Origin of the sequence: Arthrobacter sp. TB 23, assembly GCF_000294595.1 — a bacterium.
Taxonomy (GTDB): domain Bacteria; phylum Actinomycetota; class Actinomycetes; order Actinomycetales; family Micrococcaceae; genus Arthrobacter_D.
Genome location: NZ_ALPM01000115.1, coordinates 1 through 23,400, shown reverse-complemented (window position 1 = coordinate 23,400; position 23,400 = coordinate 1). Strand labels below are relative to the sequence as shown.

Below are 23,400 nucleotides of genomic sequence, written 5' to 3'. Positions count from 1 at the left end.
CGGGTGGGTATGGTCCGGGTGGTCCGCTTAGCGTTGACGCGTTCTGGGAGGCACCTCAGGCCGACCGGCCCGACGGGCCTGATAAGCCTGGTCCGGTATTTGGTTCGGGTGGGCGGGTGCGTTCCAGTGCGGAATCGCCGGCCTTGACCGGCCATCTCGGGTTGGCTGCGGTGGCGGGTCTGGACTCTGCTCAGACGGTGGACGCGTTGAAGGACGTCGCTGAGCTGAGGTCCTGGCTTGATGCGCAGGAAGCCAAGTTAGCTACCCGGGCGCTGGACCTCCAGGCCGAGCAGATCCACGGCGGCCGTGGGGCCTTTGGATTTGATAAGCCCCTCGCCGCGGCGGAGGTCGGTGCCGCGTTGCATTTGCCGGAACGTACCGCGGGGTCCTTGATCGAACACAGCACCCTGCTGGTCCGGCATTACCCTTCCACCCTTCATGCTTTGGAAGCTGGCCGGTTTTCCCGTCGCCACGCGTGGGCTGTGGTGGAGGAAGTCATCAGCATCCCTCATACCTTCGTTGCGGCGTCGGCGGCGTTTGAGGACCGGCTTATTACGATGGCCGGGAAGATGACGGTTTCGAAGTTCTATTACCAGGCAGTGAGGCTTCGGGAGAGGCTGCACCCCGAGTCGATCAGCACCCGCCGTCAAAAGGCAGTCTTGGGCCGGTTAGTGCAGCTAAGTCCTGCCTACGACGGGATGGCGTGGCTCGAAGCCTACCTACCCACCGACCAGGCGGCCGGGATTTTCCACCGGGTCGACACCGCAGCCCGGGCCTTGCAGGGACCGGACGAGGCCAGGACTCTCACCCAGCTACGCGCCGATGTTCTAGTGGACGTCCTCACCAGCGCCGGACCCACCGGCGATCATGAAACGGGCGCCGAGGACAACGGCGGCAACGATGGCAAGAGCGACAGCAAATCGACCGGGTCCAGCAGCCCCAGTCAGCCGCGGGAGGCCAGCACGTATTGGGGTGTGCAGGCGAAGGTGTTTGTCACCGTCCCGGTGATGACTCTCCTCGGTGGGGATACCCCGGGTGAGTTGGAAGGCTACGGTCCGATTGATCCCGAGACGGCACGGAAGCTCGCCGGGCACGCACCATCGTTCACCAGGATCCTCACCCACCCCTTCACCGGGGCCAGGTTAGGCGCTGATGCGACCACGTACCGGGTCCCGCAGGACCTGAAGGATGCGGTCCGGGTCAGGGATGGGACGTGTCGGCATCCGGGGTGTAACCGGTTGGCGGTGTTCTGCGAACTCGACCACACCACACCCTGGTCCCAAGGAGGGACGACCAGCTACGGGAATCTGGCGGCCCTGTGTAAACGTCACCACATGTTCAAAACCGACGGCTACTGGCACTACCAACAACCCGAGCCCGGGACGATCATCGCGATCTCGCCTGCCGGCGAAACCTACCTCACCACAGCCGACCCACCACCAGCACCACCACCCGACATACCCCCGCCCTTTTAGTGATCTGTTGCGGCTAGCGACGCCTGTCGGTAAAGGTACAGTGGCGACGACCTTTTTGCCCCACACGCGCTGCCCGCACGCGGGTCCAGACCCCACCGCTCAACTGTGAGATCGGGCGACCCGCGACGCTCCAGGCCCGCCACGCTCCAAGCTCGCCAGGCCGCCAGACTAATCAATCGGCGGTAAGGCGGCAAGGCGGACGTGGAGGGGCTCAGACCGGTCAGGATGGGTAGGTGTCGGTGGGACTACCCGCTGAACGGATAATTTCGGCATATCTGTGGAAGGACGCCCGTGGTACCCGTTCCAGCGTCGCTGGCTCCAGCCGCACCAGACCAAACTTCTTGGTGTACCCCTCCTGCCACTCCCAGTTATCCAGCAAGGTCCAGTGGAAGTAACCCCGCACATCAATTCCAGCCGCAATCGCCTCTCCGACGGCGGCGAGATGCTGCTCCAGAAAGTCGATCCGGCGGGTGTCCTGCAGCGCGCCCCCTGATCCTTGAAGCCCACCCTGCGGGCCGTCGTCGTAAGCGCAACCATTTTCGGTGATGTACACCGGGGGCAGCCGGGGATAGGCGGCTTTCAGTTGCTTAAGAATTCTGAGCAGGCTGGCGGGCATCACCGGCCAGCCGAAGTCGGTGACCGGCACTCCCACAAATTCTTTGGGAGCGAACGGCACCGGATAAAACGGGGGAGCCGCACCCACCCGGGTCGGAAAATAATAGTTGACGCCGTAGAAGTCCAGGGGGGTGGAGATGATCTCCATGTCACCGTCGTGGATCACCTCAAAGGAGATTCCGTCCACCTCCTCGAGTTCCGGTGGATACCTGCCGGTCAGGACCGGCCCAGCGAACTGGCCGTTGTGATACTGGTCGTAAAGTACCGCAAGACGCGCGTCCCGGTCTGAGCCGGTGGCTGGCTGCACCGGCGAATGATTGTTCACGATACCCACCGGCGAGGAAAGGGTCTCCCGAAGGGTACGCACGGCGTTACCGTGAGCCAGGAGAAGATGATGCGCCACGACGAAGGCACTGCCCAGCATCATCAGTCCCGGCGCGGCACGGCCAATTGCGTGCCCGACGCCGGTGTGGACCACCGGCTCGTTGACGGTCATCCAGGCCGCTACCTTGTCGCCGAACTCATCCCGAAGAATCCGGGTGTAGTCGGCGAACGCATCAACGGTGTCGCGGTTCTGCCACCCGCCAGCGTCCTGCAGCGCCTGGGGCAGGTCCCAGTGATAAATGGTCACCCACGGCTGAATACCACGGTCCAGGAGGGCATCGAGGAGCCGGTGGTAGAAGGCGATACCCTCGGGGTTGGCCGGTCCGCGTCCGAGGGGTTGAATACGTGGCCACGCGATCGACATCCGATACGCCTGCCCGCCCAGCTCCCTGAGCAGGTCAAAATCCTCCGCATACCGGTGGTAATGGTCGCAGGCAATGGCCGCACTCGACGCATCCAGGATGTTCTTGTGAGTTCTGGCGTACGCGTCCCAAATACTCTCCCCGCGGCCACCCTCGTGGACGCCACCCTCAATCTGGGCTGCGGCCGTCGCCGTCCCAAACACAAACCCGGGCGGCAATCCAAAGCTGGTCACGGTGCGCTCCTTTATGGGCTTTCAGCCTGATCCCTTCACCTAAATCCCACCGACCCCGTTGCGTCAATGCCTTGACGCTGTGAACTTGCTGGCTGGCTGCAGAGAGGCAGGGAGGTAGTGTGCTGGATATGCGCATCAACCCCACCCCCGACCACCCCGGCGCACAGGCAATGATCCCCTCGAATGTCCCAGACACGGCACGGATGTCAGCCCGGTTTGCGAACCCCGCACAGCTTGGTCCGACGGGCCCACTGAAGCCCGGGTGGGGACTCTGGCAGGCCGCAGTGGGACTGCTTCTGGTGTTGGCCCTTCCCCTGGGCGGCACGCTAGCGCTCTCTTCGGTGCTCAGTTTCGGACCTGAACTAGTCTTTGCTTCACTTTGCTTCACCTGGCTTGCCCTGCTGGGGAGCAGTGTTCTGGCCTCAAGGGTGTGGGGATTTGGTTCGCTTGCCAGGGACTTCGGTCTGAGATTCAAATGGATTGACCTGGCCATAGGACTCGGAGTCGGCATCGCGGCCCGCATTATCCTGGCACTAGTTCAGGTGATCATGACTCTGCTCTGGCCGCTGGGCGAGGGCGAGGTACTGCAAGGCAACGCGGAAATCTTTCTCACTGGCGACAGCGGTTGGATCTTTGTGAACGCCGTCCTCGGCGGAGCCCTCATTGCGCCTTTCCTTGAGGAACTCTTCAACCGCGGACTGGTCCTGCGAGCTGTGCAGAACGCATGGTGGCTGAAAGGCTCAGCGAAGGGCCGGGTCTCGACCGCGACTCCGCAGCGGTCGTTGACGACTGCAACGGTTGTGGCGATCCTGGCCAGTTCCCTCGCCTTCGGCCTCTTGCACACCGGCGCGGTAGGGGACCTGAGATCGTCGATCTATCTCCTCGTCGGCACGTTTACGGTTGGGGTGATCTGCGGATTCCTAACCGTCTGGACCGGCCGTCTGGGGCCAGCAATCGTAACCCACGTCGTTTTCAACGGAACAGCCATCGGCCTGCTTCTGGCGCTTCCGCCGGAACTGCTCCCCTAGGAATTTTCGGCTACAACCCACGCCGCCACCGTCGACAGGAAACCAATATGCAGTTTAAGGAATATTCAACTATCCAGGCTAGCTACGCTCAGTCGCTGGTAACGATCACCCTCAATCGGCCCGAGGCGCTGAACGCCCTCTCCACCCAGGTCGTCGATGATCTGGACCATCTGCTGAACGTTCTCGAAGGGGAATTCGGGAACGACGACGGCTGGCAGGTCCGCGGGGTCGTGATCACCGGCGCGGGGGAGAAGGCATTTGCCGCTGGGGCCGACATCCGTGAAATGACGGCCATGACACCCGGCCAGGCGTGGGACTACAGCACCAGGATGCAGGCACTCACGCTCCGGCTCGAGTCGCTCCCGGTGCCCGTAATTGCAGCGGTCAACGGATTCGCCCTGGGCGGGGGATGCGAGCTGGCGCTGGCCTGCGACTTCATCTATGCCACAGAATCAGCTTCGTTTGGGCAACCCGAAGTGAGCCTGGGCCTGGTTCCCGGATTTGGCGGTTCAGTGAGATTGCAGCAGCGGGTGGGACCGTCCCAGGCCAGGGAACTGTTGTTCACTGGGCGGCGCATCAGGGCCGAACAGGCTCAACGCCTTGGTTTGGTCAACGCGGTTTTTGGTGATCGGGAAGCGTTGCTGGCCGCGGCTGGGAAAACTATCGCCGAAATCGCCGGGCACTCTCCCACCGCAATCGCAGCGGTCAAGGAAACAATGGCCCGCGTTGAAGGCCGGCCCACCTCCGACGGACTGGCGATCGAGGCTGATTCATTCAAGCAGGCGTTCACCACGTCAGACATGCGCGAAGGAACCCGGGCGTTCCTTGCCAAAGAAAAACCTGCCTTCCCCGGTAACTAATCGGGGAAGGCAGGTTTGCTGTACCAGGGCTTTGCTGGACGAAGACTTTACTGAACTAGGCCTTTGCAGGCTGGGTAACCGTTGCGGTCGGTTCCATGTTCTCTGCGTCAACCATCCAGGCGTATTGCTCAAGCTTCTCAATGAAGGCGTGCAGAATGTCGGCGGTGGTGGGGTCTTCCTCGTCGATCTGGTCATGCACGTCGCGCATGGTCTTTACCGTGCCTTCGAGCATGGCAACAACCATGGTGACCGTGTCTTTGGTGGAGACCAGACCAGCCGGGAACTGATTGAGGGTGGTGCCCTTCGCTACCGAACCGCTCCGGCCATCAGGAACGGCGTGCAGGGCGCGCATACGCTCGGCCATCTGATCGGCAAACAGGCGGGCGTCGTCGATGATCTCGTCCAGCTGCAGGTGCATGTCGCGGAAGTTCTTGCCGACGACGTTCCAGTGCGCCTGCTTGCCCTGTAGGTGCAGCTCGATGAGCTCAACCAGCACGGCCTGCATGTTGTCAGTCAGTGTTTTGGAAGCCTTCATGTTTTTCCTCCTGTGGGTAGAACCTGCCCTCCCCCGGTGCTGGGAAAGCGCCGGGTGCGAGGTTTGGATCAATCTTCAGCCTAGACCGCGGATGTTGTTGAAATCCAGCGGCAAGGAATACAATCAGTTTACTTAGTAGTTCACTGATTGTGGAACTTACAGGAGGAACCCATATGACGACAGTCCAGGAATCCATCGACGTAGCAGTACCCGTGAGTACTGCCTACAACCAGTGGACGCAGTTCGAAACCTTCCCCCAGTTCATGGGCGGGGTGGAATCGATCACCCAGACATCTGACACTCGTAGTCACTGGGTCACCAAGATTGGCGGTGTGGAACGAGAGTTCGACACCGAAATCACCGAGCAGCACCCCGATGAGCGAATTGCCTGGAAGAGCGTCGACGGAAAGTCCCACGCAGGAGTGGTGACTTTCCACCGGATTGACGACACCACCTCCCGTGTTGCTGTCCAGTTGGACTGGCATCCAGAGACCTTCACCGAAAAGATTGGCTCGGTAGTCAACGCCGACAATCGGCAGGTGAAATCCGATCTCCAGCGTTTCAAGGAGTTCATCGAAAGCAACAACTCCGAGACAGGGGCCTGGCGCGGTGACATTGACGCGCCACCGTCAGGGACCACGTCGGGGACCTCGACGGCCGCAGCCGGAGCAGCGGATCTCAGTGATCCGTCACTGGACGATCCCGAGTCGGGTGGCCCGCGCGCAACCGTCGCGCCGAGCTAGCCGGGACTCACGTTAGAAAGCTTCGGCCGGAACTCCGCATAAGTGGAGATCCGGCCGAAGCCGTCTAACGGGATTGACCTAGTCGCGGACCGTAATCCCGGCAATCGCCTCAGTTGCGCGTTCGGAGAGCTGGGCGGAAATGGGTGAGCTTTTCGCCGATTCTGCGGCAGCCTCCTGACCCTCGGGGCTAACCACGTAGGTGCCGAACTCCTTGATGAGTCCGACCGTTGTCTCGTCCGGGTACGAAGTGCAGAAGACGTGATAGGACACCAGAATCAGCGGGTAGACGTCCGCTTTGGTGGTGGTCCGGTCGAGGGTCAGCGCAATGTCGTAGCTGGGCCGGCCTTCGACCGGAGTGGCGATGTCGACGGCGGCGGCTGCCGCTTCGGTGCTGACCGGCACGTATTCGTTTCCCACCAGCAGGTTCGCCCTTCCCAGCGGTGGGCCAACAGCTGAATCGTCAGCGTAGGTGATTGCCCCCTCGGTGCCGGCGACGGTGCTTACAACACCGGCGTTGCCCTTGGAGTTCTCGTTCCCGAGCTCACTGGGCCACGTGCCATCCGCTTCGAAGGTCCATTGGTCCGGAACGGTCTCGTGGAGGTAGTCGGTGAAGTTCTCTGTGGTTCCCGAATCGTCCGACCGGCTGACCGGGGTAATCCGGAGGTCCGGTAGATCGACGTCGGTATTCTGTCCGGCAATGGCTGGATCATTCCAGTTGTCGATGTCGCCCAGGAAAATGCTGGCGATGGTTGGTGCATCCAGGTTTAGCTCGATGAGCCCAGGAAGGTTGAACGTGACACTGATCGGCGATACGTAGGCCGGAATATTGAACGCGCCGTCTGGGCCGCAGGCCTCAGCGGATTCGGCGATTTCCTCGTCATTGAGGTAAGCATCCGAGCCGGCGAACTGCACTGCTCCGGCAAGTAGCGCCCCCCGCCCCGCACCGGAGCCGTCGGGGGAATACTGCAATTGCGCCTGGGAGTGAAGGGTGCCGAAACCTGATATCCAGCCGTCCATTGCTGGACCCTGCGCCGAGGATCCGGCGCCGGTGATGGTGCCTCGAAGGTCTGAGTTGGCACGCTGGGCTGCGGCTTCCTGCTCGGGGCCCAGGGGATAGTCGGATCCGCAGGCGGTGAGTGAGAGGCCGAGGACGGCGGTGGCGAGGAGGGCAAGGCGACGCGTGGGGTGAGGCAGCACCTAATTTACGATACAGGTGAACAGTGGGTGAACGAATTGGGCAGGTTCCAGCGTCAGGTGCCCTTAGTGAGGTCGCGGGTGGCGGGGCCTTCCAGCAAGGTTCCCTCTGCCGTGAATCGTGACCCGTGCAGGGGGCAATCCCAGGACTTCTCGGCGTCGTTCCAACCCAGAACACCGCCCAGATGAGGGCAGACTGCCGAAACCCGGTGGGTGACGCCGTCGACCACGCAGACCCCCTCGGGGCGAGCACCGTTGCGGACCACCACACCTTGACCCTCCGGTGGGCTGACGGTGCTGGTCCGCGCCAGGCCACCAAGCCAACCGTTCAGGAGTTCCAGTCCGGCACCGGCGTTTGTCTTGACCGTACTGAGCGCGTCCTGCCGGGCGACGCGGGTGGCATACAGTTTGTTGGCCCAGGGCATCTGCCCGCCGAGAATTTCGGCCGATAAGGCCAAGGCCGCCGCGACGGCGTTGGTCATGCCCCATTTGTTGTAGCCGGTAGCTGCGTAAATGTTGTGTCGACTCAGTGGGAGCTTGCCCACATAGGGTACGGCTGATGCGGGTTCGTAGTCCTGGGCCGACCAGTGATGAACCGGCTTCACCGACGGAAAGTGTTGCTGGGTCCAACGCACCAGATCATCGACCAGGGCTTGCGTATGGGTTTCGCGGCCGACGCGGTGGCCATTGCCCCCAGCGATCAGGTACGTCCTGCCATCGACGACGGCGGTGCGCAGGGAACGTGTCGGTCCGTCGATGGACAGGAACATCTCATCCATACCCTCAAGGGTCTGACCCTCAACGGCAAAAGCAACGGCATAGGACCGCTGAGGGGTGAGGACTGAGAAGTGTCCGCCGCGATCGAGAATAGGGGTGCCTGTTGCCAGGATCAAGTGCTCAGCCCACACCGTTCCGCGAGGGGTTTTGACTTCAATTTTGTCTCCCTTCAATTTTCCGGTGCCAATCCCCTCCACCCGGGCTCCTTCAATCAGGTGGCCGCCATGAGACCTGAAGTCAGCGGCTAGTCCAGCCAAACCCTGCAGGGGATGAAACTGTGCTTGCCCCGGGAGGCGGAGGCTACCAGTAACGGCGAACGGCAGGGAGGAGGCGTCCTGCAGCACCGGGGTCAGCCCCGCCGCGAGGCACGCCTCATGTTCGGCTTTCAGCGCAGCAGCACCAGTGTCGGTGACGGAGTAGGTGACCGCGTCCCGAGTGTCGAACGGAATGCCGTGCTCGCGGAAGAACCGCAACAACCAGGATTGCCCTTCAAGGTTGCCGGTGACGTAGTGGCGGGCTGTCTCGGCGTCATGGTGCCGGATAATAGAGGAGAGTTGGGTCCCCTGAAGGAGTGATATTTTGCCCGTGGTGTTTCCGGTGGTGACATCCCCTGCGCGCCTTGCCTCCAGTACTGCCACCCGTTGGCCTGAGCGTGCCAGCAGCAGCGCGGTAATGATTCCGGTAAGCCCGGCACCCACCACCACTGAGTCGTAGGTGGCGCCGGGCATGAACGGGTCGGCCGGGAACTGCGGACGGGTTGCCTGCCAAAGGGATGTCATCGGATGCCTTCTGCCGTCGGGTTGTGGGACCTAAGCCCACTCCCAAAATCCGTTCCAGTCAAGGACCCGTAGATGTCCCGCGGTGTCTTCGACTACGGCAGGCACCGGATTGAGTAAGTATGCTGATTATCATGCCGCAAGATGAAGAGGATGATGTGACGACGCCGAAGCGGTCAGTACTTTTGGATAGCGGGTCAAACACCCAGGACACCCTTTACGAGAGCGCTGTCGCGGCGGCTGGCTCGGTGTCGCGGGCGCTCGCCCTTGCCGCCGAGCTTGGTGCGCGGACCCCATTGCCGGGCGGAGGATCCACACTGACCCTGTGGGAGACCTTGGCCACCATCGCAGCAGCCGACCTGTCGGTGGCGCGCACCATTGAACCTCACCTCGACGCGGTAGCCATCCTGCGGCAAGCCGAACTGTCAGTCGCAGCGGGAACCTGGGGGGTCTTCGCCGCTGAGGCGCCCGGGCACCGCCTGGAAGCGCACCACTCTTTCAACAACGACGGCGACTGGCAGCTGACCGGGCGGAAACCCTGGTGCTCATTGGCGGGCAATCTGGACTACGCGATCGTGACGGCCCATGTCCCGGATGGCGAACGGCGCGCCTTCAGCGTAGACCTGCGCCAACCGACGGTTCAGGCTATCCGCGGTACCTGGGTTAGCCGTGGGCTGGCAGCGGTGGACAGCGGCCCCATTGACTTCGATGCGGCATCAGCCCGCCCCGTAGGTGCCGACAACTGGTATTTGCAGCGCGACGGGTTTGCCTGGGGAGGGCTCGGGGTGGCTGCCTGTTGGTATGGGGGAGCGGTCGGCATTGCACGGCGGTTACTGCGCTCAGTGGGGGAACGAACCCCCGATCAGGTAGCGCTGATGTATCTCGGAGAGGTGGACCGTCACCTGTACGCCGCACGGGGGGCGCTCGCGGCGGCTGCAACCGACATTGACGCGGGTCGGGCCCACGGTGCCGCCGGGGCGCTGCTGGCTGCGCGGGCGAGGGGCGTTGTTGCCGACGCTGCCGAAGCAATCCTTCGGATGGTAGGCCACGGGCTCGGTCCGGCACCCCTGGCCCTGGAGGAAGACCACGCCCGGAGGGTGGCCGATCTGCAGGTATATCTCCGCCAGCACCACGCCGAACGGGACGCAGCAGCCCTGGGCCGCCAGCTCCAGAACACCGGAGTTGCACCGTGGTGACCTTTTCGCACGAGGACGCCGGAACGCCCGAGCACCGCTGGAGCCAGGACTGGCGCAGCGACGCCCGGCTCAGTATTGAGGCCCTCTTCGATGGGCGAATGCCGGAACGGGTGATAGTGGTTGCGGCCCACCCCGACGACGAGACGCTTGGGGCAGCCGGGCTGGTGCGACGCCTGGCCCGCGCCGGAGTTGCCACGGATATTGTGGTCGCCACCAACGGCGAAGCGTCCCACCCGAACTCCCCGACCCACACTGCTGTCCAGCTGGCCGAGTTGCGGCGGATTGAACTCGAGCAGGCCGTCGAATTGTTGGCACCGTCAGCACGGACGCACTTCCTCAACCTTCCCGACGGCGGGTTGGATGCCGAGGAGCTCACCGAACAGCTCCGCCGCATTGTTGCCACCGGGGGGCGTCCGGGCGAACGCACCTTGCTGGTGGCCCCGTGGCGGGGAGACGGGCACGGGGATCACGAAGCTGGCGGCACGGCTGCAGCACAGCTGGCAACGGAACTGAACCTTCCGCTGCTTGAGTACCCGGTGTGGCTGTGGCACTGGGCGACGCCGGATTCCTCCGAGGTGCCATGGAACCAGCTCGAAATCCTTGATCTTGCCGGCGATGAGCAAACCCTCAAACAGTCGGCCCTGCTCATGCATGCGAGCCAGACGGCGCCCCTGTCCGACGAGCCGGGAGACGAAGCACTGCTCGCCCCGGGGTTCCTGGACCACTTCGCCCGCGGTTTTGAGACCTTCATCCCCACCCCATCATCGGGTGTGTTCGAACGGCTGCACGCCGACACCGACGATCCGTGGGGGCTCAAGGACCGCTTCTATGAACGACGAAAACGTTCAGTGGCTTTGGCGCTGTTACCGAGGGAACGGTTTGCGGCTTCACTCGAACTGGGTTGTTCAATCGGTGTACTCTCCGCCGAGCTCGCCGCGCGCACGGATTCCCTCCTTGCCCTGGATATCAGTCCAACGGCGGTGGCGGCTACGCAGGAACGGTTGAGCGATTACCCCGAGGCGACTGCCCGGGTTGCGTCCGTGCCACGGGATTGGCCCTCGGGGCAATTCGACCTGATCGTGATCTCCGAGGTGGGCTACTTCCTCAGCCGGACACAATTGCTGGATGTCGTGGCACGTGCGGTCGCATCGCTGGCAGCCGACGGGGTCATTCTCCTGTGCCACTGGCGGCACCCAATAGATGGCTGGGAACTGGATGGGGACACCGTCCACGAACTATTTCGTTCAGCCTCGTCACTAGCTGTTTTTGCAGAACACCGCGAAGAGGATTTCCGCATCGACCTTCTGGTGCGGCCACCGGCGGTGTCGGTGGCCAGAGCGACCGGTGTCTTGTGAAGGCGTCGTCCGTGCCGGCGGCGGTGGCGGTCGTCGTCCCGGCCCGGAACGAGGAGGAGAGCCTGCCGCGGTGCCTGGCCGCTCTCGATGAGGCGGGCAGGGCGCTCGCCGACGCGTACCCGTCAGTCGCCCTGTCCGTCACCGTGGTCCTGGACGGATGTACCGACGCTTCGGCACGGGTGGTGGCCGAGTATCCAGTTGCCCAGCCTCTGGCAGTTGACTTCGCCTCGGTGGGATTGGCACGTAGGGCCGGGGTCGCCCACGCGGTGGCTCAGCTCGGCCAGCCAGCCAGCCAGATCTGGGTGGCGAACACCGACGCCGACACTGAGGTGCCCGGGCAGTGGCTCGTCGAGCAGTGCCGGCTGGCCGCCTCGGGGGTGGAACTGATCCTGGGGACGGTGGTTCCCAACCCGGTAGGCCTGGATGCCGCGCTGGAGCGCGCCTGGCATGCCGCTCACCCGCTCGACGACGGCCACGACTACGTTCACGGCGCGAACCTGGGATTCCGGGCGGACAGCTACCTGGCGGTCGGTGGTTTCGCTGCCCTGGACATCCATGAGGATGCAGATCTGATCGCTCGGCTGAAATCGCTGGGGGTGAGGTGGGCTGCGGTGGACTCCATCAGGGCCACGACATCCGCCAGGACAACGGGCCGGACATCCGGCGGGTTCGCCGGCTATTTGCGGGACCTTCCCCTGTAATTAGGGAAAGCGGAGCGAACAGGAGGTTCGGGATCAGTCAGCCCGTTTGAGCCGGTATCCGTCTTCGCAATGGATGAGGCGGCGGCCGGCACCTTCGTTGAGTTGAATCCACAACACCGAGGCGTCGTCGGTGCGCATCTCGACAACCCCCGCTACGGGCCCATCGCTGTCGTGATTGAACGCGACCCGCTGCCCACGGCGGAGGGTGGACCAGTCCGAGATGCCCTCGCGGGACGGAGACGAAGTTTCCATGGTCGGTGGGTCCTTTCAATACGGAAAGCTAATGCCTTCAACGTACTGCGCCTGTCTGAACGGCAAGTGAATGCCACCTGAGTGTTCGGGGTGGCTCCTGGCACCCGGGCATGGAACGTCAGACTGCGCGCCACTTACCGCTGGTCAGGTGGGAACCGGCCTGCGGGCCCATCTGGAGCATGCCGCCGTCGACGACCCAGGAGGCGCCGTTGACGTAACTCGACGCCGGTGATGCCAGGAACGCGATCACTGCCGCGACTTCCTCCGATGCACCGGGGCGGCCCACGGGGATACCCGGGCGGTCAATGTCGTGGGGATCCTTGTCCTCGGCATCGTTCATTGCCGTAGCAATTTCGCCAGGCAGGACCGCGTTCGCGGTAATGCCCTGATCGCCCAGCTCCAGGGCGATCGTCTTGATTAACCCGCCGAGACCGTGTTTTGACGCATCGTAGGCTGCGGAGCCCACGCGCGGCTGTTCCTGGTGAACGCTGGTGACGGCAATGATCCTGCCGCCGTTCCCGGCGGAAATCATTTGTGCCGCCGCACGCTGGATGCAGACAAATGCGCCATCCAGGTTGGCTGCCAGGGTGCCGCGCCAGTCGTCATAGCTGGTATCCATGAAGGGGGTCCCGCCGTTGACACCAGCGTTGTTCACGAACACGTCAAGTCCACCGAGGTCACTGATCATCTGGTCCACCACATCGCCGCAGGCTGGCGCATCAGTGGTGTCCAACCGGGTCACCACCGCTTTACGGCCAAACTCACGGACTAACCGCGCGGTCTCGTTGGCGCCGTCCTCATCGGAGTGCCAGGTGATACCGACATCACAACCTGCCTCAGCGAGGGCCAGGGCCGTGGCCCGGCCAATGCCCGAGTCGGATCCGGTGACTATTGCAGTGCTGGGTGTGTAGGCCATCACCCTATCCTTCCGAGGAAGGACCCTGGAAAGCAAGTGTGCTGACCTTCCTAGGGCATAAAATCCGGGCTGCAGACCCAAAACTGGGCTGTTGACACAAATCCGGCCTGTTGACACAAAACCGGCCCCCCGCGTTGGCGGAGAGCCGGTGGTGGTGCCTGCGCGGGGCCTTGATCCCCGGGCCTTCCGCGTGTGAAGCGGATGCTCTACCAGACTGAGCTACACAGGCGCGCGCCCAACCCAGACGCGGTCGGACAGTTGCCAGTTTAGGCCATACCCGGGCTGGAAAAAATTCGGCCGCTTGAACCATGGTGACCGTGGTCCCTATTCCCTGCCGCCCGGCCGAACATTCAGTTCGCTACAAGATCCCTCGGCGAGCCCCCATCGTCTGCTGCGTGGGTTACCCCAGGGTGAGACTGCCGGCTAACGCCGTGCCAGCCAGCCGAGGGTCAAGCCGCCCAGGGTGCGGCGGAATCCGCTCTCACCGCGGGTCAGCTCAAGCACTGCCCACAGTCCGAGGCACACCCGGCTGAGAGTCAGCAATAGCCGCTTGTTTCCGTCCTGCTGCGCCAGGAGGGAAGCGAGGCCGAAGACCGTCCACCCGAGGACCGGCGCGTTGGGTGCCTGCACGATGGTCTGCTCGCCACGCGAATTGGTGAAGAAGCTGGGCAGAAGTGAGGACGAGGTGGCCATCAGGCGCCTTTCGATTTTGTTTTGGCTGGTGCTGAGGACCCTTTGGATGCCGGTTTTTTCTGATCGGACGGCGTGCCCTTTTTCTCACGGTTCTTCTCGACGCTCCGCCGGAGTGCCTCCATGAGATCGAGGACTTTGCCACCGCCCTCGTCGTCGTCGGATTCCCCGAAAGTTTCCTCAGTGTCGAGGGCTTCCCCCTTCTCAAGTTTCGCCTCGATCAGAGTGCGCAGCTGTTCCTGATACTCATCGGTGAAGTTCTCAGGATCGAAATCGGTCGAGAAGGAATCCACCAGCGCGGCCGACATTTCCTTCTCCTTGGCCGAGATCCGTACCCGCTCGTCAAGGGCGGGGAACTTGGCCTCGCGTACCTCGTCATCCCAGAGCAGCGACTGCAGCATCAGAACGTCCCCACGCACCCGCAGCGCACCGAGCCGGCTCTTCTGCCGCAGCGTGAACTGCACGATAGCCGTGCGGTCGGTCTCCTCAAGGGTGCGGCGCAGCAGCACATAGGCCTTGGTGGAACTGGAATCCGGCTCCAGAAAATAGGACCGGTCCAGCATGATCGGGTCTATCTGGTCGCTGGGCACAAACTCGACGACGCCGATTTCCCGGCTCTTCTCGACGGGAAGGGTCGCGAAGTCCTCGTCGGTGAGCACCACGGTGCGCTCACCGTCGTCGTACGCCTTGTCGATGTTTTTGTATTCGACCACCTCCCCGCAGATCTCGCAGCGGCGCTGGTAGCGGATCCGGCCGCCGTCCTTGTCGTGGACCTGGTGGAGGCTGATGTCGTGGTCTTCGGTGGCGCTGTAGACCTTGACCGGCACATTGACCAGCCCAAAAGCGACGGCGCCCTTCCAGATGGCTCTCATGTACCAAGTGAACCAGTGTTTGGGTTCCGCGGATACGATGGCTTGGTGAATCCTGAAAAAGCTGAGCCCACGGTCACCAAGACCACAGTCGACGGCAAGCCCGCCCTCCGGTTCGAGATGCGGTACAACTTTGCCGCGTCAGTACTCTGGAAGCACCTGACAGACCCCCGCAAACTCAAGTACTGGTTCCCCTGTGAACTTGACCTGCTCCCGCGTAAGGGCGCCGAAGTGACCTTCACCTTCCCTGGGGAACGGCCCACCAAAGGCACGGTCCTCGAAGCCGAGAAGCCGAACCTTCTCGCCTACACCTGGGATCGGGAGGTGCTGCGCTGGGAGTTGGCGAACGACGGCGACTCCGGCGCCCTGCTGACCCTCACCAACACCCTGCAGGACCCAGACGCCGCGGGTAGTTCGGCGGCGGGCTGGCACTTCACGCTGATTGGCCTCGACGATCTCCTGAACGAGCGTCCGCTGGGCCAGAACCCCGCTGACTGGGAGCGCCTCGTCGCTCAATACCAGGAGAAGCTCAGCGACTAGCAGCACCCCGGGACAGGATCCCGTGCCCTGCTTTCCGGGCACGTGTGGCGTTTGCGGCGCTTCCAGACAAGACTGGTGTCATGGGTTCCAGCACCGGTCAGCAGCAGCAGACTGTCACTGTGGACGGTCAACGCCTCCGGCTGACGAACCTCAACAAGGTGATCTATCCCGCCTCCGGGACCACCAAGGCGGACGTTCTCGCCTACCATGCTGCGATTGCCGGCTACCTGATTCCGCACGCCAGGGACCGGGCGGTGACCCGCAAGCGCTGGGTCAACGGGGTGGGAACCACGGAGCAGCCCGGACAGGTCTTTTTCCAGAAGAACCTCGACCAGTCGGCGCCTGCGTGGGTGCAACGACACTCCATCGCCCATAAAGACCACGTCAACGTGTATCCGATGGTCAATGACCTGGCCACCCTGACCTGGTTTGGACAGATTTCGGCCCTGGAAATCCATGTTCCGCAGTGGAGGTTCGGCCCGGACGGGGAGATCAACAATCCGGACCGGCTGGTCCTCGACCTTGACCCTGGCGACGGGGTGAGCCTCGGCGACTGCGCCGAGGTTGCCCGCCATGCCCGCGTGATCCTGCAGGACATGGGCCTGGAACCCTACCCCGTCACCAGCGGCTCCAAGGGCATCCACCTGTATGCGGCACTGGATGGTTCCCAGTCCTCCGACGAGGTATCCACCGTTGCCCATGAGCTGGCCAGGGCGCTCGAGGCTGACCACCCCGACCTGGTGGTCAGCGATATGAAGAAGTCCCTGCGCGGGGGGAAGGTGCTGGTGGACTGGAGCCAAAACAGCAGGAACAAGACCACCGTGGCGCCCTACTCCCTGCGTGGCAGGCTGCGACCCACTGTTGCCGCGCCCCGCTCCTGGGCGGAGTTGGAGGACCCTGAGCTGGCGCAACTCGACTACCGGCAAATGATGGACCGAGTTCAGGAACTCGGTGATCTCCTCGCCGGGCTGGATGAGACCTCCGGAGGGCCTGACGGCGACCGGGGCGGGCCCGGGGACACAACGACATCCGAGCCTCGCGTTCGTGACCGCCTGCACACCTACCGCTCCATGCGGGACAGCGCAAAGACCCCTGAGCCGATCCCCGACAGCGTCAGTGACGCCGGCGGCAACCGTTTTGTCATCCAGGAGCACCACGCCCGCCGGTTGCACTACGACTTTCGGCTGGAACGCGACGGCGTCCTCGTCTCCTGGGCTGTACCCAAGGGGCCGCCGGACACCCCCAACAAGAACCACCTCGCCGTCCAGACCGAGGACCACCCCCTGGAGTACGCCGCCTTCGAGGGCACCATCCCCAAGGGGGAATACGGCGCCGGGGAGATGTACATCTGGGATTCCGGGACCTACCACGCCGAGAAATGGTGCGATGGGAAGGAAGTGATCTGTACGGTTCAGGGGCGCGACGACGGTGGTCTGGCACGCAGCGGCAGCCCTGTCCGGCGGTATGCCCTCATCCACACCGGCGGCGACGAGTCGGGCAAAAGGAACTGGTTGATGCACCTGATGAAAGACCAGGGCGCCGCTGACGCCTCGGCCGAAGCCCCGGCGTCGGGCGCCGCCGAGACCCCGCCGGAGCTGATGCCGATGCTCGCCTCGCCCGGCTCGGCTGGTGACGTGACAGCCGATGAGGACTGGGCTTTCGAAATGAAGTGGGACGGGGTCAGGGCAATCGCCACAGTGACACCCGACGGGGTGCGTCTCACCAGCCGCAACGCCAATGACATGACGGCGCTGTACCCCGAACTGGCGGATCTGGGCGACTACGTCAACGGCAACAATGTCGTGCTCGACGGGGAAATAGTGGCACTGAACAAGTCGGGCCGTCCCGACTTCGGGTTACTGCAGAACCGCTTCAATCTCACCAAAAGCTCCGAGATCGACGCCGCACGCCGTAAAGCGCCAGTGCATTTCATGATTTTCGATCTGCTTTATCTCGACGGCAACTCGCTGCTTCAACTGCAGTATGCCCAGCGCCGGGAAATCCTTGAGCAGGCGGTGGACAGCCCCGCGGATGGCCATATTCAGGTGCCCCCAGCCCTGGATGCCACCATCGAGGAGGCCGTGGCCGCCAGCAGGGAGCTCGGTTTGGAGGGGGTGGTCGCCAAGCGCACCTCCGGTACGTATACGGCCGGTCGCAGGTCCCGGGGCTGGGTCAAGATCAAAGACCAGCTCACCCAGGAAGTGGTGGTGGTCGGGTGGCGGCCGGGCAAAGGCAGCCGTGCGCACAAGGTGGGTTCCCTCCTGGTGGCCGTGCCCGACGGCGTCGACCTGAAGTATGTGGGCCGGGTGGGGTCAGGCCTGACCGAACGTGATCTTGCTGAAATTGGTTCACGACTCCGCAAGATGTCCCGGAAGACTGCACCACTTGCGGATGTGCCAGCCGCTGATGCCTCAGACGCGCACTGGGTCCGCCCAGCCCTGGTCGGGGAGGTGCAATTCAGCGAACGAACCGGAGCGGGGAAACTCCGCCACCCCGTCTGGCGGGGTTGGCGGCCCGACAAACTGCCGTCCGACGTCGTCGTCGAACTGTGAATATGACTGACCAACAACATCAAGGAGTACAACAATGAGTGACAAGAAAATCACCTCGTCCCGCGTCATCGACGCTTCAGCTGACGCGATCTTCAACGTCCTGTCCAACCCCGCGCGCCACGCGCAGATTGACGGCTCAGGCATGGTGCAGTCCGACGAGAAGTCGGACAGGATTACGGCTGTGGGACAGATGTTCACCATGAACCAGTACTGGGACAAGCTGGGTGGGGACTACAAGACCGACAACCATGTGGTGGGTTACGACCACAACAAGCTCCTTGCCTGGAAAACGGCTGAGGCTGGGGCCGAGCCTGCCGGTTGGCAGTGGGTGTGGGAGTTGACGCCCCAGGGCCCAGACTCCACCGAAGTGACTCTCACCTACGACTGGAGCAGCGTCACCGATTCGACTGTGCTCAAGAAGGTATCCTTCCCGGCGGTTTCCGCCCACGATCTGGAGGCTTCGCTGAACAACCTGGCCGCCGCGGTGTCCGAGGTTTAACCCACCTGACGTTCGACGCCGGACCGCCGCCAGCCCAACGATGGTGGCCGTCCGCGTTGTCGTCGAGCTTTGGAACGCCCAGCTTCCCGGGAGTGGGTCGTGTACCGTCCATAGGGTGGCGTCCGACACATAACGGGCGGTGGGGGACCGCACGGGCACTCCAGTATTGACCCGGCCGATACCGGCGAGGCACTGGAACTTCCGGCCACTCATCCTTTGTAAATCCCATAGAAGGGGCTGTAGTGGACCTCAGTCAGTTTATTGTTGTCGGCATTGTGCTTGCCGTGTTGGTGGTATTGGCAGTTATTGCCGCCATCGTCGCGCGTCTTGCACTGCGGATTGCGAGCCCGTCCGAAGCACTGATCATCACCGGCAAAGGCAGCCAGGAAAGCCAGCGTGTGGTGTTCGGTCGCACATTCATCAACCCGTTCAGCCAGAAGGCGTTCTCCATCTCGCTCGCCTCACGCCAGGTGACCCTTCAGATTGAGGGTATCTCCAAGAACGGCATCAAGCTTCGGCTGACCGGTGTCGCCCAGATCAAAGTGGGGGGCGACGAAGAGGCGGTGCGCCGCGCCGCTCAACGATTCTTGAACCAGCAGGATCAGATCGACCATTACACCCAAGAGACCCTGTCCGGTTCGTTGCGCTCCATCGTGGGCACGCTGAGCGTGGACTCGATCATCAAGGACCGTGCTTCTTTCGCCAAGAGTGTCAAGGAAGAGGCCGAGCACTCAATGCATAACCAGGGTCTGGAGATTGATACCTTCCAGATCCAGTCGGTCGACGACGATTCCAGCTACCTGAAGAACCTGGGCCGGCCCGAGGCGGCACTCGCTGAGAAGCAGGCGAAGATTGCCGAAGCGAATGCGGCGCAGGAAGCTGCCGAGGCCGCTGCGATCGCGGACGAGCAGGTTGCGCTTGCCGAACAGCGGCTCGCCATCCGCCGGGCCGAGCTCAAGGAGGTCGCGGACGCACGGCAGGCCCAGGCCGACGCGGCGGGTCCCTTGGCTGCAGCTGAGCAGCGCCAGTCGATCCTGGTCAAGGAACAGCAGGTTGCTTCACGGCAGTCCGAGCTGCGTGAACGTGAACTGGATATTGAGATCCGCAAGCCTGCCGACGCAGAAAAGTACCGGGTGGAGCAGGAAGCGGCCGGTAAGCTCGAGCAGCGCAAGCGCCAGTCTGAAGCCGATCAGGTTGAGGCGGAAGTGGCGCTGACCAAGCGCCGCCTCAGCGCTGAGGGTGACAAGGTCACCGCTGAAGCTGAGGCCGCCGCCAACACCGCACGCGGTAACGCAGCGGCGTCAGTGACCCGGGCCAACGGTGCAGCGGAAGCGGAGATCATCGCGCTTCGCGGCCAGGCCGAGGCAGACGTTGTCCGGCAGAAGGGAATCGCGGAGGCCGAGGGAATCGAAGCCCAGGCCAAGGCGTACGAGCAGTTCAACGAAGCAGCAATTCTCAACAAGGTGATGGAAATCCTCCCGCAGATCGCTCGGGAAATCGCCGCCCCAATGTCGGGAATCGACAACATGACCGTCATCTCCAACGACGGTGCCACCCAGTTGAGCAAGAACGTGTCCGGCGGGTTGCAGCAGACCTTCCAGCTACTCAAGGACACCACCGGGCTGGACGCCGTTGAGATGCTGAAGAACTGGGGCGCCACGGACGGTGCTGCCACGGAACCGGCATCGCCAACTGAAAACACCCACGCGCCGTCGGTCTAATTCACCCGTCGATGAAATCGGCAGTCGCCCGCAGGAAGGTTGCCGCTGCTCGTGCGCGTGCGGCGGCAACCTCCGGGGCGACTGCACTGGTTTCACTGGTTTCACTGGATTGACCGGACGCTGGACGGAGGCCCTGGCCGGCATCCACGGGCCGGGTCAGCGGTGCCAGGAACGTCCTGGCGGAAGCAGCAGCGACACCGTAGAAGTAGGGGTTCTGCCGCGGCTGATGAGCAAACGATTCGAGCACTTTGGCCAGAAAATCGGCGTTGGTGATCTTCTCGGCGCTTGGGGCCAGCAGCAGGCTTGCTGCGGCGGTGAAGTCGCCGTGCCCGCCGGTCTCGTAGGCCACTTCGTCAGGCTGACAGGCGCTAAACAGCAGTTCGCGGGCGGTGGCTCGCTTGCCCGGGTTCGCAGCTGCGCCGCGACGTAACCGGAAGTTTTCAATGGTGGTCGTGTCAGGGACCAGGAACCGTGCCCGTCGGCCATGATTGGCTGCCTGCTCGGCCCCGTCAGTGACTGCAGTGCCCAGCGACGGTAAGAGCCGGGTACCGTCACCTGAATGACAGGAGTCGAAGAAGGCGGTGAGGCTTACCCCTTCCGGGAGTAGGTCGAAGAGTTCCCCAAGATCGTCATCGATGATCAGGTTTCCGCCCTGAAAGTCCACCGGGCAAAGCGCCTCGTCGAACAGCTTTTCCCCGTTGCCATCCTCCGCTTCATCACCATCGAGGTCATCAATGTACGTCCCATGGCCCGCGTACTGCATGACGAGCACATCCCCGGCGGTGCTATGCGCGACCAGGTCGAAAATGCCCTGAAGAATGTTGACCCTGGTGGCCGCCCCATCGAGCAGGGTTGTCACCTCGAATCCGACCGACTCCAGCTGTTTGCCCCACGCCTCCGCGTCAGCGACGCAGCCATACAGTTCTTTGCCCGGCGGGTAGGCGTTGATTCCGATACATAGGGCGCGTCGGGTACTTACGGGGGGTTCCTCGCGGACGGTGGGGGCCACAGCCCACGGCTCACTGATCATTCGGGCGCCGAAGGGTTTCGGTTTCCTGCCCGTAATCCTGCGGGCGACGCTCTCCATGGTCGTAGTGTTGTCGTCGAATCCCCCGTGGGTGGTCGCAGTGCTCCGGCGTGTTTCAGGTCCGGTCTCGGAAATTGACCAGATCACCTCTGCCTTCGCCTTACCGCCGTCGTCATCGAAGAACTTGAGCAGTTCGGGGTCCGCGTTGACGCACTCCTGCAAACCCAAAATGGGCGTGAACTCTTCCTTTTCGAAGGACGCACGGACCAGATACAACAACGATTTCCCGTAGCCACCGGGGCAGGTGTCAGTAAGCTCGGCCTGCTGCGTCATGGTGTACATCGCCAGGGATTTGATGCCTTTACCGGCCTCGGGTGCCAACTTCGCCTTGAACGTATCGGTGCGGACGGCGGGTGCCAGTAGGCTGACCGTCGCGAACTCGGGGACCCCGGCCTTCAGGGCGGCTGGCACAAAGTAGGAGTGGAAGATGGAGCCGGCGCTGTGGCCGACGGCGTGGACGCTGGTCTTCGGGTGTGCTGCCACATAATTGCCGAGTGCTTTTGCCACGTAGAGCGCGCCGCCACCCGTTGCCGAGGCGTCTTCGGCAAACCGCTTCATTTCGCCCCAGATCCGCTCACCGTTAGCGGCCCGTGCCATCAGCTCGATTGCGCGGTCCCTCACATCTCCCAGGACGCCCCTGGTTCCGGGCAGAGAGCCGAACAGTGCATCGAGGAAGCCTGTCTCCCAGACGAAGAAGATCGGGTACACGCCATTCGATTTCCACCATTCGCTTTGCTGATGTGCGGAACGGAGGCCAGCTGCCTCGCTCACCAGACCGCCGTGGGCGTAGACCATGATCGGTGCGTCGCCGTCTGGTGCGAACTTGGGGAGATGATTCTGGAAAATGGCATCCACGTCGGCTGCAGTGGTACTTATTTCACCACCGGTCGAGAACTTGCCTCGGCTGAGGTTCACTACATGCGGTTTCAGGGCCGTGATCTGGGCGGCGCTGAGCCCGGACCCCCGTTGGGTAGCGGCGGTCGCTGCAGTGGTATTCATGGCTACTCCTCGTTGAGTGGCATCGACTGGAGCGGCGTTCGTCAGGTAGCAGTGTCCACGCGACGGCGCCGGCGGTTGGCAGCCAGTATCTGCTGCACGGTGTTATTGGGGTGTTACTGGGATTTTGGTGCTTGACGGCCGGGGCGCAGGGGTAGATATTTTTGGTAGCGGTCCGGTGGAAGACTGATCCCGGGTCGCAGTAGGGAGAGGTGCCAATGGCGGGCNGGCGTGATGCTGGGGCCCGGAAGCCATACCGGGGAGCTGCGCCCCTTGACCATTCTGGCCGAGGGTCCGTTCACGTTGGGCGCCGAAGGTCCGATGACCACGACGCTCCGCGTGCCCGTTGAGCGCATTGGTGGGGGGCCGCGCAGCGCGCGATTCGACATCGTCGTTCGCGGCCCGCGTGGGAAACCGTTGGAGCTACTCCTGGGCGAGGACGTCGATCCGTGGATGCTGATGGACGAGAATCCACCGAATGACCTCGGTGAGCTGCTGGCCAACCGCCGCTTCCTGGCCCAGCACACGTACGCCGTGGCGGCGTCGACGCTGGCAGCCTTCGAGTCAACCCTCGGCCGCCGGATGGGGTGGGCCCGAGGACGGCGGCTGCGGATTCACGCGTATGACACGGTGCCCTACGCCGATTCTGGCTACGACCGGGAAGACGGAGTGGTCCGGTTTGGGCATCGGCGGGATGGCCGGGAGCGTCTGTCGGTGCCGTTGGCGTTGTATCGCGACCTGGTGGCCCATGAGGTGACCCACGCGATCCTTGCGGGGTACCGAACCCGCTGGTCGGACCAGTTCGCTTCCCTCGACCAGTTTGCGCTGCATGAGGCGATCGCTGACCTGGTGGCCATGCTGTCAGTGTTTTCCTCGGCGGAGCGGGTGGAGCAGTTGTTGGATCCACTGGGGTCCGGGGCAACCGACCTGACCGGGCTGGATGAGCAGATCCTGCTGAGTGGTCTCTTCAGCTTTGGCGACGGTTTGTTCTCGCATGGGCCAGCGCGACAGCCGATGCGGACGCCGGTCCCCACCGGCTGGCGC

The 23,400-nt window shown here is 63.2% G+C and carries 21 protein-coding genes and 1 tRNA gene; 12 read left to right on the top strand and 10 right to left on the bottom strand.

Translation table 11 applies throughout. The annotated features are described in order from the left end of the window. On the top strand, positions 1-1,475 hold a 1,475-nt coding region (locus tag B384_RS19275; protein WP_237715339.1), incomplete at its 5' end, for an HNH endonuclease signature motif containing protein. A 220-nt stretch (positions 1,476-1,695) separates the two neighbouring features. Here the strand turns inward: B384_RS19275 and B384_RS0115715 are convergent. Next, positions 1,696-3,069 carry a GH1 family beta-glucosidase gene (locus B384_RS0115715; RefSeq protein WP_019484054.1) on the bottom strand — a complete coding sequence of 458 codons (1,374 nt, stop codon included), beginning with the start codon at positions 3,067-3,069 and terminating at the stop codon, positions 1,696-1,698. A 128-nt stretch (positions 3,070-3,197) separates the two neighbouring features. On the opposite strand from B384_RS0115715, the gene B384_RS0115710 reads away from it, so the two are divergent. Together B384_RS0115710 and B384_RS0115705 are read left to right on the top strand one after the other, a co-directional pair. Further along, positions 3,198-4,097, top strand: coding sequence for a CPBP family intramembrane glutamic endopeptidase (locus tag B384_RS0115710; protein WP_156809128.1), 900 nt, complete (start codon positions 3,198-3,200; stop codon positions 4,095-4,097). A gap of 47 nt (positions 4,098-4,144) precedes the next feature. Next, positions 4,145-4,957 carry an enoyl-CoA hydratase/isomerase family protein gene (locus tag B384_RS0115705; RefSeq protein ID WP_019484052.1) on the top strand — a complete coding sequence of 271 codons (813 nt, stop codon included), beginning with the start codon at positions 4,145-4,147 and terminating at the stop codon, positions 4,955-4,957. A gap of 55 nt (positions 4,958-5,012) precedes the next feature. Here the strand turns inward: B384_RS0115705 and B384_RS0115700 are convergent, their stop codons facing one another. Beyond that, positions 5,013-5,492, bottom strand: coding sequence for a Dps family protein (locus B384_RS0115700; protein WP_019484051.1), 480 nt, complete (start codon positions 5,490-5,492; stop codon positions 5,013-5,015). Positions 5,493-5,665: 173 nt separating this feature from the next. Between B384_RS0115700 and B384_RS19270 the strand changes: the two genes are divergently transcribed. Continuing rightward, a complete protein-coding gene (locus B384_RS19270; protein WP_019484049.1) occupies positions 5,666-6,235 on the top strand; it encodes an SRPBCC family protein in 570 nt (189 codons plus the stop codon). Positions 6,236-6,313: 78 nt separating this feature from the next. On the opposite strand, the gene B384_RS0115685 is transcribed toward B384_RS19270, so the two are convergent. Together B384_RS0115685 and B384_RS0115680 are read right to left on the bottom strand one after the other, a co-directional pair. After that, a complete protein-coding gene (locus tag B384_RS0115685) occupies positions 6,314-7,432 on the bottom strand; it encodes a phosphate ABC transporter substrate-binding protein PstS (RefSeq protein ID WP_019484048.1) in 1,119 nt (372 codons plus the stop codon). A 53-nt stretch (positions 7,433-7,485) separates the two neighbouring features. Continuing rightward, positions 7,486-8,985, bottom strand: coding sequence for an FAD-dependent oxidoreductase (locus tag B384_RS0115680; protein ID WP_019484047.1), 1,500 nt, complete (start codon positions 8,983-8,985; stop codon positions 7,486-7,488). A 131-nt stretch (positions 8,986-9,116) separates the two neighbouring features. Here B384_RS0115680 and B384_RS0115675 point away from each other — a divergent pair, with 131 nt between their 5' ends. Genes B384_RS0115675 through B384_RS0115665 form a run of 3 tightly spaced genes read left to right on the top strand, consistent with a single transcriptional unit; the run spans position 9,117 to position 12,234 of the window. After that, positions 9,117-10,178 carry an acyl-CoA dehydrogenase gene (locus B384_RS0115675; protein WP_156809127.1) on the top strand — a complete coding sequence of 354 codons (1,062 nt, stop codon included), beginning with the start codon at positions 9,117-9,119 and terminating at the stop codon, positions 10,176-10,178. Next, positions 10,175-11,533 (top strand): bifunctional PIG-L family deacetylase/class I SAM-dependent methyltransferase, encoded by a 1,359-nt coding sequence (locus tag B384_RS0115670; RefSeq protein WP_237715338.1) that lies wholly within the window; start codon positions 10,175-10,177, stop codon positions 11,531-11,533. Before B384_RS0115675 ends, B384_RS0115670 begins: the two co-directional genes overlap by 4 nt. 11 nt (positions 11,534-11,544) lie before the next feature. Beyond that, entirely contained in the window at positions 11,545-12,234 is a 690-nt protein-coding gene (locus tag B384_RS0115665; RefSeq protein WP_019484044.1) for a glycosyltransferase, read from the top strand. 33 nt (positions 12,235-12,267) lie between these two features. On the opposite strand, the gene B384_RS0115660 is transcribed toward B384_RS0115665, so the two are convergent. From B384_RS0115660 to ku, 5 genes are all read right to left on the bottom strand, one after another. Then, positions 12,268-12,486, bottom strand: coding sequence for a hypothetical protein (locus B384_RS0115660; protein ID WP_019484043.1), 219 nt, complete (start codon positions 12,484-12,486; stop codon positions 12,268-12,270). 118 nt (positions 12,487-12,604) lie between these two features. Beyond that, the gene (locus B384_RS19265) at positions 12,605-13,402 is read right to left on the bottom strand and encodes an SDR family oxidoreductase (RefSeq protein WP_019484042.1); all 798 of its coding nucleotides are present in this window, start codon (positions 13,400-13,402) and stop codon (positions 12,605-12,607) included. 152 nt (positions 13,403-13,554) lie between these two features. Then, positions 13,555-13,631 (bottom strand) — tRNA-Val (locus B384_RS0115650). Positions 13,632-13,825: 194 nt separating this feature from the next. Further along, positions 13,826-14,095 carry a hypothetical protein gene (locus B384_RS0115645; RefSeq protein WP_019484041.1) on the bottom strand — a complete coding sequence of 90 codons (270 nt, stop codon included), beginning with the start codon at positions 14,093-14,095 and terminating at the stop codon, positions 13,826-13,828. Continuing rightward, positions 14,095-14,964, bottom strand: coding sequence for a non-homologous end joining protein Ku (gene ku / locus B384_RS0115640; protein WP_019484040.1), 870 nt, complete (start codon positions 14,962-14,964; stop codon positions 14,095-14,097). The genes B384_RS0115645 and ku overlap by 1 nt, the downstream gene beginning before the upstream one ends. 45 nt (positions 14,965-15,009) lie before the next feature. Between ku and B384_RS19260 the strand changes: the two genes are divergently transcribed. The 4 genes from B384_RS19260 (at position 15,010) to B384_RS0115620 (ending at position 20,273) form a co-directional block, all read left to right on the top strand. Continuing rightward, positions 15,010-15,501: an SRPBCC domain-containing protein gene (locus B384_RS19260; RefSeq protein WP_133185503.1), complete on the top strand. Its 492-nt coding sequence runs from the start codon at positions 15,010-15,012 to the stop codon at positions 15,499-15,501. A gap of 80 nt (positions 15,502-15,581) precedes the next feature. Further along, entirely contained in the window at positions 15,582-18,053 is a 2,472-nt protein-coding gene (locus tag B384_RS0115630) for an ATP-dependent DNA ligase (protein WP_019484038.1), read from the top strand. A gap of 34 nt (positions 18,054-18,087) precedes the next feature. Continuing rightward, positions 18,088-18,552: an SRPBCC family protein gene (locus B384_RS0115625; RefSeq protein ID WP_019484037.1), complete on the top strand. Its 465-nt coding sequence runs from the start codon at positions 18,088-18,090 to the stop codon at positions 18,550-18,552. 242 nt (positions 18,553-18,794) lie between these two features. After that, positions 18,795-20,273 carry a flotillin family protein gene (locus B384_RS0115620; protein ID WP_019484036.1) on the top strand — a complete coding sequence of 493 codons (1,479 nt, stop codon included), beginning with the start codon at positions 18,795-18,797 and terminating at the stop codon, positions 20,271-20,273. Position 20,274: 1 nt separating this feature from the next. Here B384_RS0115620 and B384_RS19840 read toward each other — a convergent pair whose 3' ends face one another. Beyond that, positions 20,275-22,359 carry a caspase family protein gene (locus tag B384_RS19840; protein WP_019484035.1) on the bottom strand — a complete coding sequence of 695 codons (2,085 nt, stop codon included), beginning with the start codon at positions 22,357-22,359 and terminating at the stop codon, positions 20,275-20,277. Positions 22,360-22,587: 228 nt separating this feature from the next. On the opposite strand from B384_RS19840, the gene B384_RS0115610 reads away from it, so the two are divergent. Then, positions 22,588-23,400, top strand: an 813-nt coding sequence (locus B384_RS0115610; RefSeq protein ID WP_202802724.1) for a hypothetical protein, incomplete at its 3' end; no start/stop codon positions are given.

Coding starts and splice junctions, on each gene's coding strand:
- B384_RS0115710 (WP_156809128.1), top strand. CDS start 3,198: ATGCGCATCAACCCCACCCCCGACCACCCCGGCGCACAGGCAATGATC.
- B384_RS0115705 (WP_019484052.1), top strand. CDS start 4,145: ATGCAGTTTAAGGAATATTCAACTATCCAGGCTAGCTACGCTCAGTCG.
- B384_RS0115700 (WP_019484051.1), bottom strand. CDS start 5,492: ATGAAGGCTTCCAAAACACTGACTGACAACATGCAGGCCGTGCTGGTT.
- B384_RS19270 (WP_019484049.1), top strand. CDS start 5,666: ATGACGACAGTCCAGGAATCCATCGACGTAGCAGTACCCGTGAGTACT.
- B384_RS0115680 (WP_019484047.1), bottom strand. CDS start 8,985: ATGACATCCCTTTGGCAGGCAACCCGTCCGCAGTTCCCGGCCGACCCG.
- B384_RS0115675 (WP_156809127.1), top strand. CDS start 9,117: ATGCCGCAAGATGAAGAGGATGATGTGACGACGCCGAAGCGGTCAGTA.
- B384_RS0115660 (WP_019484043.1), bottom strand. CDS start 12,486: ATGGAAACTTCGTCTCCGTCCCGCGAGGGCATCTCGGACTGGTCCACC.
- B384_RS19265 (WP_019484042.1), bottom strand. CDS start 13,402: ATGGCCTACACACCCAGCACTGCAATAGTCACCGGATCCGACTCGGGC.
- B384_RS0115645 (WP_019484041.1), bottom strand. CDS start 14,095: ATGGCCACCTCGTCCTCACTTCTGCCCAGCTTCTTCACCAATTCGCGT.
- ku (WP_019484040.1), bottom strand. CDS start 14,964: ATGAGAGCCATCTGGAAGGGCGCCGTCGCTTTTGGGCTGGTCAATGTG.
- B384_RS0115630 (WP_019484038.1), top strand. CDS start 15,582: ATGGGTTCCAGCACCGGTCAGCAGCAGCAGACTGTCACTGTGGACGGT.
- B384_RS0115625 (WP_019484037.1), top strand. CDS start 18,088: ATGAGTGACAAGAAAATCACCTCGTCCCGCGTCATCGACGCTTCAGCT.
- B384_RS19840 (WP_019484035.1), bottom strand. CDS start 22,359: ATGAATACCACTGCAGCGACCGCCGCTACCCAACGGGGGTCCGGGCTC.